Origin of the sequence: Loktanella sp. IMCC34160 (assembly GCF_004145845.1) — a bacterium.
In the GTDB taxonomy this organism is placed as follows: Bacteria; Pseudomonadota; Alphaproteobacteria; order Rhodobacterales; family Rhodobacteraceae; genus SELP01.
This window is the reverse complement of the sequence record NZ_SELP01000001.1, coordinates 312,766-326,111: the sequence shown is the minus strand read 5'-3', so window position 1 is coordinate 326,111 and position 13,346 is coordinate 312,766. Positions and strand designations below refer to the sequence as shown.

19 protein-coding genes are annotated in these 13,346 nt (G+C 63.2%); 6 read left to right on the top strand and 13 right to left on the bottom strand.

Annotation, left to right across the window (positions count from 1 at the left end):
• Positions 1-44: 44 nt before the first annotated feature.
• The 5 genes from EU803_RS01600 to EU803_RS01580 all read left to right on the top strand — a co-directional run bounded on the left by EU803_RS01600 (position 45) and on the right by EU803_RS01580 (position 4,099).
• A complete protein-coding gene (locus EU803_RS01600) occupies positions 45-881 on the top strand; it encodes a bifunctional helix-turn-helix domain-containing protein/methylated-DNA--[protein]-cysteine S-methyltransferase (protein ID WP_129679102.1) in 837 nt (278 codons plus the stop codon).
• 139 nt (positions 882-1,020) lie between these two features.
• On the top strand, positions 1,021-1,680 hold the full coding sequence (locus tag EU803_RS01595; protein ID WP_129679101.1) for an OmpA family protein: 660 nt from the start codon (positions 1,021-1,023) through the stop codon (positions 1,678-1,680).
• 106 nt (positions 1,681-1,786) lie between these two features.
• Entirely contained in the window at positions 1,787-2,557 is a 771-nt protein-coding gene (locus tag EU803_RS01590) for an FCD domain-containing protein (RefSeq protein WP_129679100.1), read from the top strand.
• A gap of 23 nt (positions 2,558-2,580) precedes the next feature.
• Positions 2,581-3,183 (top strand): methanogen output domain 1-containing protein, encoded by a 603-nt coding sequence (locus tag EU803_RS01585; RefSeq protein WP_129679099.1) that lies wholly within the window; start codon positions 2,581-2,583, stop codon positions 3,181-3,183.
• A gap of 31 nt (positions 3,184-3,214) precedes the next feature.
• Positions 3,215-4,099 carry a GGDEF domain-containing protein gene (locus EU803_RS01580; protein ID WP_165352747.1) on the top strand — a complete coding sequence of 295 codons (885 nt, stop codon included), beginning with the start codon at positions 3,215-3,217 and terminating at the stop codon, positions 4,097-4,099.
• Between the two features lie 23 nt (positions 4,100-4,122).
• On the opposite strand, the gene EU803_RS01575 is transcribed toward EU803_RS01580, so the two are convergent.
• The 6 genes from EU803_RS01575 to EU803_RS01550 form a co-directional block, all read right to left on the bottom strand.
• Positions 4,123-4,683: a F0F1 ATP synthase subunit B gene (locus EU803_RS01575; RefSeq protein WP_129679097.1), complete on the bottom strand. Its 561-nt coding sequence runs from the start codon at positions 4,681-4,683 to the stop codon at positions 4,123-4,125.
• A 4-nt stretch (positions 4,684-4,687) separates the two neighbouring features.
• Entirely contained in the window at positions 4,688-5,239 is a 552-nt protein-coding gene (locus EU803_RS01570; protein WP_129679096.1) for a F0F1 ATP synthase subunit B', read from the bottom strand.
• A gap of 84 nt (positions 5,240-5,323) precedes the next feature.
• Positions 5,324-5,548 (bottom strand): F0F1 ATP synthase subunit C, encoded by a 225-nt coding sequence (locus tag EU803_RS01565; protein WP_108827259.1) that lies wholly within the window; start codon positions 5,546-5,548, stop codon positions 5,324-5,326.
• A 52-nt stretch (positions 5,549-5,600) separates the two neighbouring features.
• Positions 5,601-6,362: a F0F1 ATP synthase subunit A gene (locus EU803_RS01560; protein ID WP_129679095.1), complete on the bottom strand. Its 762-nt coding sequence runs from the start codon at positions 6,360-6,362 to the stop codon at positions 5,601-5,603.
• Entirely contained in the window at positions 6,352-6,723 is a 372-nt protein-coding gene (locus EU803_RS01555; RefSeq protein WP_129679094.1) for an AtpZ/AtpI family protein, read from the bottom strand. Before EU803_RS01555 ends, EU803_RS01560 begins: the two co-directional genes overlap by 11 nt.
• A gap of 168 nt (positions 6,724-6,891) precedes the next feature.
• Positions 6,892-7,788, bottom strand: a complete 897-nt coding sequence (locus EU803_RS01550) for a DMT family transporter (protein WP_129679093.1) — start codon at positions 7,786-7,788, stop codon at positions 6,892-6,894.
• A gap of 104 nt (positions 7,789-7,892) precedes the next feature.
• On the opposite strand from EU803_RS01550, the gene EU803_RS01545 reads away from it, so the two are divergent.
• On the top strand, positions 7,893-8,264 hold the full coding sequence (locus EU803_RS01545) for a metalloregulator ArsR/SmtB family transcription factor (RefSeq protein ID WP_129679092.1): 372 nt from the start codon (positions 7,893-7,895) through the stop codon (positions 8,262-8,264).
• On the opposite strand, the gene EU803_RS01540 is transcribed toward EU803_RS01545, so the two are convergent.
• The 7 genes from EU803_RS01540 to dut all read right to left on the bottom strand — a co-directional run bounded on the left by EU803_RS01540 (position 8,208) and on the right by dut (position 13,288).
• On the bottom strand, positions 8,208-8,621 hold the full coding sequence (locus EU803_RS01540) for a universal stress protein (RefSeq protein ID WP_129679091.1): 414 nt from the start codon (positions 8,619-8,621) through the stop codon (positions 8,208-8,210). The genes EU803_RS01545 and EU803_RS01540 overlap by 57 nt on opposite strands.
• A 64-nt stretch (positions 8,622-8,685) precedes the next feature.
• The gene (locus EU803_RS01535) at positions 8,686-9,564 is read right to left on the bottom strand and encodes a DMT family transporter (protein WP_129679090.1); all 879 of its coding nucleotides are present in this window, start codon (positions 9,562-9,564) and stop codon (positions 8,686-8,688) included.
• Complete coding sequence (locus tag EU803_RS01530) at positions 9,561-10,439, bottom strand: LysR family transcriptional regulator (RefSeq protein ID WP_129680128.1); 879 nt, start codon at positions 10,437-10,439, stop codon at positions 9,561-9,563. The genes EU803_RS01535 and EU803_RS01530 overlap by 4 nt, the downstream gene beginning before the upstream one ends.
• A 63-nt stretch (positions 10,440-10,502) precedes the next feature.
• Positions 10,503-11,033, bottom strand: a complete 531-nt coding sequence (locus tag EU803_RS01525; RefSeq protein WP_129679089.1) for a prolyl-tRNA synthetase associated domain-containing protein — start codon at positions 11,031-11,033, stop codon at positions 10,503-10,505.
• Positions 11,034-11,044: 11 nt separating this feature from the next.
• On the bottom strand, positions 11,045-11,818 hold the full coding sequence (locus EU803_RS01520) for a hypothetical protein (RefSeq protein ID WP_242494252.1): 774 nt from the start codon (positions 11,816-11,818) through the stop codon (positions 11,045-11,047).
• Positions 11,793-12,827 (bottom strand): HesA/MoeB/ThiF family protein, encoded by a 1,035-nt coding sequence (locus EU803_RS01515; RefSeq protein WP_129679088.1) that lies wholly within the window; start codon positions 12,825-12,827, stop codon positions 11,793-11,795. The genes EU803_RS01520 and EU803_RS01515 overlap by 26 nt, the downstream gene beginning before the upstream one ends.
• A complete protein-coding gene (gene dut, locus EU803_RS01510) occupies positions 12,824-13,288 on the bottom strand; it encodes a dUTP diphosphatase (protein WP_129679087.1) in 465 nt (154 codons plus the stop codon). Before dut ends, EU803_RS01515 begins: the two co-directional genes overlap by 4 nt.
• Positions 13,289-13,346 lie beyond the last annotated feature (58 nt).

Sequence of the window (13,346 nt, the reverse complement as noted above, 5' to 3'; positions counted from 1 at the left end):
AAATCCGGGTCGCGCCGCTCGCGCTGCGACCGTAATATCCGCCCATGGACACGGATCAATCATATCACTACGGCGTCATGCGCCGCGCCATCGACCTGATCGACGCGAATGCCGGGGTGCCGCTCTCTCTCGACGATCTTGCGGCCGAGATGAACATGTCGCCCGCACATTTTCAGCGGTTGTTTTCCCAATGGGCCGGAGTCTCTCCGAAGCGGTATCAGCAATACCTCGCGCTGGGGCAGGCAAAGGCGCTGCTGCGCGACAGGTTCACCACGCTGGACGTGGCCGATGCGGTGGGCCTGTCCGGATCGGGCCGGTTGCACGACCTGTTCATCCGTTGGGAAGCGATGACGCCGGGCACCTATGCGCAGGCGGGCGGCGGGTTGACCATCCGGCACGGAGTCTTTGACACGCCCTTTGGCCCGGCCCTTGCCATGGGCACCGACAAGGGGCTGTGCGGGCTGGGATTCCTGTCCGAATGCACGCTGGACGACGGGATGGAAGACCTTTGCAGTCGCTGGCCCGAGGCGACGTTCGTCCACGACCCGGCCCCGATCAAAGGCTGGGTCGATGCCTCCTTTGCCCAGAAGGGAGAGGCGCATCTGCATATGATTGGTGCACCGTTCCAGCTGAAGGTCTGGGAGGCGCTGTTGCAGGTGCCGACCGGCCATGTGACCACCTATTCCGAAATCGCGGGGGCCATCGGCAACCCCCGGGCCGTGCGGGCCGTCGGCACGGCGGTGGGGCGCAACCCGGTCAGCTTCCTGATTCCCTGCCACCGGGCCCTTCGGAAATCGGGAGCCTTGGGCGGCTATCACTGGGGACTGCCAGTCAAGCGCGCCATCCTTGCCTGGGAAAGCGCCCGCACCGGCGCGGCCTAAACGAATGGCGGAAATCGGCGCATTTCGGGCAGGACGCCGCCTGATATTGGATATCAGCAAACGATCCGCCATATCCTGTTCCTGATCGCTCGGGGCGCGCCTGCCCGTGTCCCGGCAACAACAGAACTGGATAGATAGAATGACGATTTCCAAGCTTTCCCTCGGCCTGGCCGGTGCCGCACTTCTGACCGCGACCGCCTGCACGGAAATGACCGACCCGAACAATCCCAACCGCAACACCCAACAGGGCGCGGCAGCTGGGGCCGCCATCGGCGCACTGATCGGGGCCGCCGCGGGCGACAACACAGAAGAGCGTCGGCGCGGCGCGGTAGTGGGCGCCATCATCGGCGGCGGCCTTGGTGCGGTCGGCGGGGCCCAGCTGGACCGGCAAGAGGCCGAGCTGCGCGCCCAGATGGGCGGCAACGCCCGGATCGTGAACACCGGTGACCAGCTTATCGTGACGCTGCCGCAGGACATTCTGTTCGCAACCGACAGCGCCGCCCTGACCGGCGCCCTGCAGAACGATCTGTATACCGTGGCGCAAAGCCTCAACTCTTACCCGAACACCACGGTCAACGTGATCGGGCACACCGACAACGTGGGCGATGCCTCTTACAACCTGAACCTCAGCCAGCGCCGGGCGCAGGCGGTGTCGTCGGTCCTGATCAACGCGGGCGTCGCGCCCTCGCGGATCCGGTCGATCGGGCGGGGCGAGGACCAGCCGATTGCCACCAACCTGACCCCGGAAGGCCGCCAGCAGAACCGGCGGGTCGAAATCGTGATCACGCCGAACGGCTGATCCCACTGCATTTGCCTGAAACCCCGGTCCCATTGGGCCGGGGTTTTGCTTTGGCTTGAGTGCACTCCGTTTTGGTCATATATTTTGACCAATAGAGAGGTGCCGTATGCCATTCGAAAAGATCCGACAGGAGAAATTGTCCCAAGGTGTGGTGCGCCAGATCGAGGCGCTGATCCTTCGCGGCATCCTGCGGCCCGGCGAGCGGCTGCCCTCGGAACGGGATCTTGCCGACAAGATGGGCGTCTCGCGCCCTTCCCTGCGCGAGGCCCTGTCCGATCTCCAGGATCGCGGCCTTCTTGTCAGCCGCGCCAGTGCGGGGGTCTTCGTGGCCGATGTGCTGGGCTCTGCCTTTTCGGACGCGCTGGTCAAGCTCTTCTCCAGCCACGACGAGGCAGTGTTCGATTACATCTCGTTCCGCCGCGATCTGGAGGGCATGGCCGCCGCCCGGGCCGCGCGGCTTGGGTCCGACACCGATCTGAAGGTGATCGACACCATCTTTCAAAAAATGGAAGCCGCCCATAAGAAACGGAACCCGTCGGAAGAGGCCGCGCTGGACGCAGATTTCCACCTTGCGATCATCGAGGCCAGCCACAACGTCATCATGCTGCACATGATGCGGTCCATGTTCCAGCTGTTGCGGGAAGGTGTCTTCTATAACCGTCAGGTCATGTTCAAGCAGCGGATGACCCGCGACAGCCTTCTGGACCAACACCGGGCAATCAATATCGCCATTCAGGCGCGCGACCCCGAGGCCGCGCGGGCCGCCGCAGAGGCGCATATGAATTTCGTCGAACAGGCCCTGTCAGACCAGAAAACTGCCGACCGGAACGAGGCTCTGGCCCAGAAACGGTATCAGCACGAGCTTGACCGGCCCTGACATCCACCCGCAGTGAAAAGGTATTGTTAACCTTTTCCCGGCACCCTGAGCGCAGGGAGTCTCTTATGGTGGAACCTGTTCATAGTATTTCTCCGCTTTCGGGGCTGACCGAGGAAGAGGAGCGTTTTCTACAGGTCAATCCCGAAGGGTTCTTTCGTGATATTCTCGCCCATTTAACGGACCTCCTGCAGGACGTGATTGGAACCGACTTGTCCGAAGGCTTTGTCGGGACCATTGGCACCCAAATCGCGCGGAAGGTGGGGCAGTCCTACGACGCGGCCCTTGGGCCGGGGCAGAATTGTCAGGATCTTCATCGATTGGCCGAAGAGCTTGTCGATTTCAAACGGCGCATTGGCGGCAATTTCAGCGTCGAAAGCATCACCGACACCCGTATCGTCCTCGTCAATGACCGCTGCCCCTTCGGCCGCATGGTCGTTGGAAAGACCCCGCTTTGCATGATGACATTGAATGTCTTCGGGCATCTCGCCGCCAACCGCATGGGGTCCGCACATGTAACGGCGGCAAAAACAATCGCGCGGGGGCATGGCGGATGCCGAGTGATCATCGACATTGGATCTGAAGCAGAGGCAATCGAGGATGGTGGTCAAACTTATTACTCGGACTAGGCACGGTTCGGACCTTTGCGCGCTCGATCAGATGGTCCGCTTCAGCGCAGAGGCCTGCGCCATTCTGGACGGCGATCTTGTCGTGCGGGCGGCCAACAGCGCGGCGCGCCGAGAGTTCGGGCTGTGCGTCGGGATTAATCTGGCCGACCTCACCGACGCGCCCGACGTCATCGCCCAATTGATCGCCCCCTGCTTCGCCAGCACCGCGCCGCATGCGCTGGCCCTCGCGCTTCATCCGGGCCCGACCGTCGAGGCCACGGGCTGGCGGATCGGGGGCGCCTTTGCCAGTCAACGGCTGATCGGACTGCGCCTGTCAGGTGAAGCGCGGCTGCGCGGCCTGATCCACAGCCGGATCGAAAAGGCCCGACAGAAGAACATTCAGCTGCGTCGCAATCTGTCGACCCTGACCGAAGAGTATTCGACGCTTGCGACCCGCATTCGGCATGACCCGATGACCGGCGTCCTCACGCGCGAGGCCTTCGTTCAAAGCCTGGAGCGTGACATCGCCAATGGCCGCGGCTTCAGCCTGGCCATGGTCGACATGGATGGCCTCAAGCGCATCAACGACCGTGACGGACATCTGGTCGGTGACGCGGCGATCCGGCGGCTCGCCACTGCACTTCTTGGCCTTGCGCGACCGCAGGACAGAGTGGGCCGGTTCGGCGGCGACGAATTCGCGGTCCGAATGTCAGCCGCGCTACCTCCTGACGCGACACAGAGGTTCCGCACCGAGCTGAACTCTGTTCTGGCGGGGCAGGATGCCCGAAGTCCGCTCTCCGCGTCGGTTGGTTTCACGGTATGGCTGGGCGATGGGGACAGCGCCGAAGCCGCCATCGACCGGGCCGACCGGGACATGTATCTGGCAAAGCAGGTGGCAAAGGAAAAGGCCCGGCGCGTTTCCGCACCGGGCCCCTGATTTCATACGCCTGCGCGTCGTGATCAGTGCAGCTTGGTTTCGACCGTGGCAATTGCCTCGTCAATCAGCTTGTTGCCCTGCGTCGCGGTCATCTGGCCAGCCAGCACATCGCGGGCGACTTCGATGGCCACGGAAACAGCGCGGTCGCGGATTTCGCGGACAGCGGCGGTTTCGGCGCTGGCAATCTGGTCCTCGGCGGCTGCCAGACGGCGGGCAACCGATGCCTTGATCTCGGCCTTGGCGGCCTCGGCGGCTGCGGCGGCTTCGTCCTTGGCGGTCGCAACGATGCGGTCGGCCTGTTCCTGAACCTCTTTCTGCTTGCGCTCGTAAGAGGCCAGCAGGCTTTGGGCTTCTTCCCGCAGCGCCTTGGCTTCGTCCAGCTCTGACTTGATGGTCTCGGCGCGGCGGTCAAGAAGACCCCCGATCATGCCCGGAACCTTGAAGTAGAACAGAACCCCGATGAAGACGAGGAAGCCGAGCGTCACGATGAAGTTCGTGTTGCCAAGCGAGAAGAACGGGCCCGAGGCGGCGAAGGCCGGCGACGCAGCCAGCGACAGAAGGGCAGTTGTCATGAGTTTCTTCATGGTCTCACCCCTTCAACCGGTCGGTGACCGCGGCAGAGATTGCCTTGGTGTCGGCCTTCTCACCCAGCGCGTTCACGATTTCCGCAGCGGCCGCACGGGCAACCTGGGTCACGCTCTTGGTGGCATCCTTGCGGATTTCAGCGATGGCTTTCTCGCCCTCGGCCGCCTTGGCGGCAATCTGGGCATCGGCCCTGGCCAGTTCGGCGTCAAGCTCGGCCTGAATATCGGCACGGGCTTCGGCGACGATGGCATTTGCCTCGGCACGGGCGTCGGCAAGGGCCTTGTGATAGGCGGCTTCCGCCTCCTCGGCCTTCTGCTTCAGCTCTTCCGCGGCGGCGATATCATTTGTGATCGTGCCTGCACGCTCGGCCAGAACCGCGCCAATGCGCGGCAGGGCGATGCGGGACAGCACGAAGAAGATCACGATCAGCGTGATCGCGAGCCAGAAAATCTGGTTGGGGAACCAGTCGAAGCACAGCTGCGGCATACCAATGGCAGAACCATGGGAATCCACGCAGGTGCTGAGCGTTTCGGCTCCGTGAGTTTCAGTTGCCATCGTGGCCTCCGTCGAACCCTGTTCAGTCAACGGGGCGGCGACCAGATTGGCCGCCCGCCCCGCGCGTAAGGATCAGCGGATCGCTTAGACGGCGAACATCAGCAGAAGCGCGACGAGGAACGAGAAGATCCCCAGAGCTTCGGCGAATGCGATACCGATGAAGAGGGTGGCGGTCTGCGACGCAGCAGCCGACGGGTTGCGCAGAGCGCCAGCGAGGAAGTTGCCAGCAACGTTGCCAACCCCGATTGCGGCAGCGCCGGAACCGATTGCAGCCAGACCAGCGCCGATGTGTGCGAGTTCGCCTTCCATTGGATATCTCCTTACGATTTGATTTTGGAAGTTTCGAGAAGTGGTTCAGACCTTAGTGCGACGGATGCAGAGCGTCCTTGAGATACACGCAGGTCAGAATGGTGAACACGTAGGCCTGAATGAAGGCCACGAGGATTTCGAGACCGTACATCGCGGTGATCGCCAGCACGGACACGGGGCTGATCGCGGCAATCGCGGCGAAGCCCGCGAACACCTTGATCACCGCGTGACCGGCCATGACGTTACCGGCAAGACGGATGGAATGGCTGACCGGGCGCACGAAGTACGAGATCAGCTCGATCACGGCCAGGATCGGACGCAGCGCGAGCGGCGCGCTGGACACCCAGAAGAGGCCGAGGAATTTGGTGCCGTTCTTGACGAAACCGACGATGGTCACGGTCAGGAAGACCAGCATCGCCAGAATGACGGTCACGGCGAAATGCGAGGTCGTGGTGAAGGACATCGGCAGAAGGCCAAGGAAGTTGGCCATGACGATGAACATGAACAGGGTCATCACGTAGGGGAAGAAGCCCACGGCGTCCTTGCCGGCCACGTCTTCAACCATCTTGTAGACGAAACCATAGGCCATTTCGCCGATCGACTGGGTCCGGCTGGGGACGATTGCCCGGCCGCGGGTGCCGACAACCATCAGAAGGATCACACAGACAACGGCCAGCGCCAGCCAAAGGGTCACGTTGGTGATCGTGTACCAGTGGATCGGCCCTTCACCGAACAGCGGCTTCACGATGAACTGGTCCATCGGGTGGAAAACCAGGCTGCTGCTTTCTTCTGCGCCGTGCGTCTCAGTCGCCATTGCGTTCGTCTTTCCTGTCATCCCCGGCCGTTTCGGCCAGCTTTAAACCCTCGATCTCCTTGGCGGTTCGCAGCATGGTCTGAATACCCGCCGCAAGGCCCAGAAGTATGAACAGCACCATCAAGAAGGGGGTTGTGCCAAACAGCGCATCCAGCCCGTATCCGATGCCAAAGCCGATCCCAAGACCGGCTACAAGCTCTACCACCATCCGCCATGCAAGGTTTGCCTGCGAATAGTCTTTCTTCATGTGGTGCTCTTCCGCGGCCCCGCCCTTCATCTGCGCGATCCGGTTTTCCAGTGCCTTCAGACGGTCGGCTTCGGATAGGTCGCGGCGGTCGGACAAGGCGCTTTTGCCCCTCATGAAAGTTGTGGCCTTGCTAGTGGCCACAGGGGAATGAGTCAAGCGCGGGGTCAGGGGGCGTCAACACCATCTAACCTATTGATATCACGACACCTAGTAAGTCGCGACGCCGGGCGGGACAGCACGCCGCACCCCGTCCTTGGCCCCATCACGGCCGAATTCGCATATTCAACCGCTTGGTTGATCTTTCCGCAGCCCCCTGACCAACCGCCCGTCAATGAACAGGAGACCGCAAAAGATCACCGCAAAGCCCAGATACTGGATCGGCAGCACGGTTTCCTTGAGGACAAGGACGCCGAGTAGCAGGGCCGACACCGGGGCTATCAAAGGTATCGACGACGCTGAGGTCCCCCCGACCCGCGGAACAAGCCAGAATAGCAGAAGGAAAGCTCCGGCTGTCAGAATGAACCCGACGAACAAGAGCGCCGCCCAAGTCTGCGCCCTTTGAATATGTGGAACGCCTTCGGCCATTAGGGCGAGCGGGAGCAGAACCAATGCACCGAGTGCCAAGGACCATGCCGTCAATGCGACGCGGTCCAAGCTGTCTAGGTTCCGCAGGTAACTCATGGCCAGCCCATAGCAAAATGGGGCAAGGATCGTGAACAGAAGTCCTCCGGGGGAAGAGGCCGCCGCGCCGTGAAGCGACGGCAGCGTCAAAAGCACGATCCCGGCAAACCCAAGCCCGACGCCGATGGATTTCAAAACCGTCGCCCGCTCTCCGCCCGGCCAGAAATGACTGACGGTGACGACCATGATCGGGGTCATCGCATTGATGATCCCGGCGGCGGACGAGGTGATGTATTGCTGCCCGATCGGATAAACGGCCAAAGGCACCGCGTATTGCAGCAATCCGAAGACGAACAGGTGCCCGACCATCGGCCAGCCGACCCAACCGATTTGCCCTCGCAAAGCCAACCAGACCCAACACCCGAGCGCACCCAGTGACACCCGACCGGCCGCGACCCAGACCGGACCGAGTTCCCGCAGAAGAATCTCGTTGAAAAAGAACGTTGATCCCCACGCAAAGGCCAACGCCAGAATGATCAGCCAATATCGCAGCGGCATCTTGCACCCCCAAACCCTGCGCCGGGTCATGGCAGGTTTTCGCAGACTGTCCAAGACAGATTGCCCGCCTTCCCCTGCCTCACCGGGCAGAGTAGTGTCGCGCCATGAACCCGCTTGATACCGTCTTTGCAGCCCTCGCCGATCCGACCCGTCGGGCGATCCTGTCCATGCTGCTGGAGGACGATATGGCCGTGACAGACGTGGCAGAGCCCTTTGACATGTCGCTGGCGGCGATCTCCAAGCATCTGACCGTTCTCACAAACGCGGGCCTGATCAGTCAGGAAAAGCGGGGCCGGGTGAAATGGTGCAAACTGGAACCTGACGCCCTGCGCGAGGCAAGCGTCTGGATGCAAGGGTTCGGGCAGATGGAAAGCCTCGACCTAGATGCCTTCGAGAGGTTCCTTGAAACCGAACTCGGATCAACGGACGACGAAGACGGAGACCTTCGAGTGGCTGGCAAGCTTTCCGGCGTGTGATCCGATCAGGTAGTCCACCCAATTCGGAATATGGCTTCCGGCGATGACAAGGTCCGCCCCGGTTTCCTCGACCGCCGCGCTAAGGGCCTTGTCGACCTCGGCGGGCACATCGGTGGAAAAGATCAGCTTCGTTTCGACGCTCAGGTCACCCGCGCCCGTCATATCTGCGGCCAGCCCCTGCAACACCGGAGCCGCATCGACCTTTGAATGCGGCGCATCGGTGAAGACGGACCCGGCGACACTGACCAGCGTGACCTTTGCCCCGTAATGACGGGCCAGATCGGCGGTTACGTTCAGTGCCCGTTCGACCTCTGGTGTCAGGTGCAGATCGACCGGCACCATGATATGTTCGAACATCCTGTCCTCCCTATGTTTGCGGGATGACCATAGCGGCCCGGCGCAGGGCCCGCGTTGACAGGGATCAAGCCCGCAAGAGCCACAGAAGCGCTGCAACGGTCATGCCGATCCCGATCAACAGGGTGGCGGGCGGCCAGCCCAGACCGGACGCCACATCCCAAAGGATCACCCAGCTGGGCACAAGGTAGGTATAGGCCATGACCTTGGACGACGGCAGGTGGCGCACCGCATATTGCAACAGAACAAAGGTCGCCGCCGAGGAAAACACCGCGACATATCCCAGTGTCACCCAGACGATCATCGGCAGACCCGCCCAATCCGTCGCCCGGATCGCGGGCCAGCCCCAGAGCGTCAGAAGAACCGCGCCCGCCACCAGCGTGCCAAAGGTCTGCTGCGTGGCAGTTTCCCCCCGGTTCAGCAGCCGCACCAGAGACGGGTAAAGCGCATGGGCGATGCAGCCGTAGAAGTAGATGACCTCGCCCCTCCCGACGGCGAAATCGAGCAGCGCCGCCATGTCCCCCCGGAAGATCACCCAAAGCGCGCCCGCCAGCCCCAGCGCAAGCCCGGCAAGAATGCGCAGCGACAGGACCTGCCGCAGGACGATCCATCCAAACACCCCCGCCATGATCGGTGTCAGGGTAAAGACCGCCGCCGCGCTGACCGGCTGCGCGGTTTTCAACCCTTCGAACATCAGCACGAAATAGACCGAAAAGACCCCGCCGAGGATCAGGTAGCGCCAGGGCGCCCGCACCCCGCCGCCCGACAGCCCGCCCGTCATCCAGGCGGCCGCGCCGACAATCGCCGCGGCGATCCAGAACCGCGCCGCCGTGATGGCCCCCGGGTCGATCAGGTTCGCCGCCCGCGCACCCAGCGAAAACGCCCCGGCCACGAGGACCGAAAAGGCCAGCATCGCAAGATGCCCGCGCGCAGGAATTGGCGTCATGTGGACCAGCCCGCGGCGGCCTCTTTCAGATGGGTCAGGAAGGCCTGCACCTTGGAGGTGCGGTGCAGGTCGACATGGGTGACAAGCCACAAGGGCGCGCCCCAGTCTTCGCGCGATGGGATCACCTCGATCAGGTCAGGGTTGTTTTCGTAGTCCCAGCGGGTCACAAACCCGATCCCCGCCCCGGCCCGGACCGCATCCAGCGCCAGCCGGTTCTTCGACGTGCGGAACCCGATGCAACGGTCCGGCACGACCTCGGCCAGCCATTGGTTGAACGGGGCCCGACTTGCCCGATCTTCGGGTCCGATGAACTGGTGATTGCAAAAGTCGGCTTCGTCCTTGGGCAGCCCGTGTTTTTCCACATAGCAGGGCGCGGCGACCAGATGGGCGGATTGGGTCACGAACTTCTGCACGACGTTGTCGGGCTGGTCCGGGGCCTTGCCCGCGCGGATCGCCACATGCGCCTCGCCGTATTCCAGACGGAACAGCCTGTCGCCGGTAACGTAGTGGATGCGGATCTCTGGCCATGCCTCGCGGAACGAGGTCAGGACCGGGGTCAGCATGGGCGACATCGCCTCGATCGAGGTAACAACCAGATCGCCCTTGACGCCCTCGCCCTGCCCCTTGATCCGGCCCGCCAGCTGGGTGAACTGGTCATCAGTCGCGGCGGCCACCTGCAACAGATCGCGGCCCGCCTCGGTCGGGGTGTAGCCCCGCGCGTGGCGCTGGAACAGCTTGACGCCCAGCCGTTCCTCGATCGCGTCGATGTGGCGGATGACGGTGGCGTGGTGCACGCCCAGCACATCCGCAGCGCCGCTGACCGTGCCCAGCCGTGCAACCTGATAGGCGGTGCGAACCTCGTCCCAATGATCCATGGCCATCCCTGTATTCCCTTTCGCCACCCTACCCCGACCCTTCGGGAAATCCAGCGCAAAGACCTAAGGCAACCAGTGAACGGTCACACCTATCCTGTCAAAGAAGGCCATCGTATCGGCCCGCGACATGGCCACTGTCCGGTCATTGACGAGGGGGTGCATGTAAATCACCTCGGCCTCTTTCGCGGCGGCATCCATGTAGAAGGTCACGCCGCTTTCGGCGCCGTTGATCATCGCCAGCGGGCTGACCGCGCCGGGGCGGATGCCCAGATGCTCCATCAACCGGTCCGCAGATCCGAAGGACAAGGTGCCGCCGCCAAGCTCTGCCGCCAGCGCCTTGAGATCGATGTCGCGGGTCTGCTCAAGCGTCACCAGATAGTTCCGCTTCTTCTTGTCCCGCAGATACAGGTTCTTGATCCGCAGCGCCTTTTCCCCGGGCACCATGAATTCATGCTCGACCGCCTGCGAGTCTTCGACGGTGCGCAGCGGAACATGAGTGTGCAGACGATAGGACAGCCCCCAGTCATGCAACCGCGCCAAAAGCGCGTCAGAGCTGATCGGAAGGCTGTCCTGATGGGCAGAGGTTGCATCCATTGTGCTGTCCTTCAAAGCTGAATGTGGACATGGTCGTCATGCCGGGCGGCGCGACATCCTTGGAACCGTATCTTGGCCCCCGCCACCCCCAAACTCTGGGCAAGGGGCGGTTCGACAAAGATTTTTGCAACCCTGGCATCCTCCGACAGGTGCTGGATCAGGGCGGCGGTTCGTTCCTCCTCCAACGAACGATCCGGCCAGAGCGGTTGCAGAAAGGCCATTTTCCACCTCAAGGTCGGGAAGGTTCTTGGGCAGTAGTCGTCTTCGGCCAGCTCGAACGCCCAATACCCGACCGGCGACCGCGTTCGGCCCGGCAAGTAGGCCTCTTCGGTGTCCTGATAATAGAATGCAAGGTCCAACTTTTCACCGTCATCATGCGACAGGTGCGGCAAGAGCGGCATTCCCGTCAGAAAAGGAAACCCGCCGTCCAGCGCGAGTGTGACGGTTCCGGGATATGCGGCATCGACGGCCTGGGCCGCCTCCGCCGCGACCTGTGCCAGGTCCGGTGTCACATAATTTCGCATCGTCACACAGTAGAACGCCGACTGCATCCTGAGCGGTTTGCCAAAACAGGGCAGGGCCTCGCGCCCCGTAAGGGGGGCAAGGGCAAAGGCCACCCCCCAAACCGCTGCGTAAACCGCCAGAAATGCCAAAAGCCGACGCCGAAAAACCAACGACGCCAGCCACGCAATCCCTCCAAGCTGGGTCAGAACAGTCAGCAGGGCGATCACGCTGAAATGGCCGATTATCCGCAGCACATCAGCCCCCGCAAGCCGGGCAATCATCCCGCCGCTTCACCGTCATCACGCGCGCATCGGCATAGAGCCCGTCATAGATCATCAACCGTCCGCGCAAGCCTTCGCCTGCGCCGGTGATCGCCTTGACCGCCTCCAGCGCCATCATGGACCCGATCACGCCCGGCAAGGGACCGGCCACCCCCGCCTCGGCGCAGGTGGGCACCAATCCCGGCGCGGGCGCCTCGGGGAAGACGCATTGATAGCAAGGGCCACCCTTAGCCGGGTCATAAAGGCTGATCTGCCCCTCCCACTGGGTCATCGCGGCCGAGATCAGCGGCTTGCCCAGACGCGCCGCGATCCGGTTGACCATATAGCGCGTGTCGAAATTGTCGGTCCCGTCAAGGATCAGGTCATAGTCGGCGAAAAGCGTCTCTGCCGCGGCCTCGTCCAGCCGCCGGATGTAGGGCTTCACAGTGATGAACGGGTTGATGGCGACCATCTGTTCCAGCGCGGAAAAGGCCTTGGGCTGGCCAATCCTTGCATCGGTGTGGATCACCTGCCGCTGCAGGTTCGACCCGTCCACTCTGTCGTCATCCACCACGCCGATGGTCCCGACACCCGCCGCCGCAAGATACAGCAGCGCGGGCGATCCAAGGCCCCCCGCCCCGATCACCAGGACCCGCGCCTGTTTCAGCTTTTTCTGCCCCGGCCCACCAATTTCGCGCAGCAACATGTGCCGGGCATAGCGGCCAAGTTCGGCCTCGGAAAACGTGCCGGTCTGCGCGGGGGCAACAGTGACCTGCTGCGCCCGCGCCCGGACCCGGCGCAACAGGGCGCGATAGGTCAGCGCCACCGCCGCGAACCCGGCCAGCAACAGCCAAAGCCGGATATCACCGCCTGTCGCCTCGCGCAGGGGGGCCCCTTCGGGCAAGGCGATCTGAATCGCGGCGACACCCGCGAAGAGCACCCCCAGCATGACCCAGCGGGCGCGGTGTGGCGCGCCCATCGCCGCCCCGATCCCCCAAAGGACCGCGGCCATGGCAAGGACAGGGATCATCCCGCAACACCGGTCGATCCGAAACCGCCCGCGCCGCGCTCGGTCTCGGTCAGGGTGTCGGCCATTTCAAACGCAGCCTGCACCACCGGGGCCACGACGATCTGCGCAATCCGGTCGCCATGGGCAATTGTCACCGGCGCGTCACCCGCGTTCAGCACGATCACCCCCACCGGCCCGCGATAGTCGCTGTCGATGGTGCCGGGGCTGTTGGGAATGGTCAGCCCTTGCTTCAGGGCAAGTCCGGACCGGGGGCGCACCTGCACCTCGAACCCCTGCGGGATCTCCATGCGCAGCCCCGTCGGGATCAGTGCCCGCGCACCCGGCGACAGGGTCACGCCTTCGCGCGCATCGGGCGGAAAGTTGGCGCGAATATCGGCCCCGGCGGCGCCGGCCGTCTGGTAGCTGGGCAAGGGCACCGCCCGGTCCGCATCTTCCAGCCAGTCCAGTTTGATCGTCGGCATTGTCCGCCTCCCCCCAAGTGTCGCCCTGTTCTAGGGCTTGGTCCGGGGCGGATGCAAC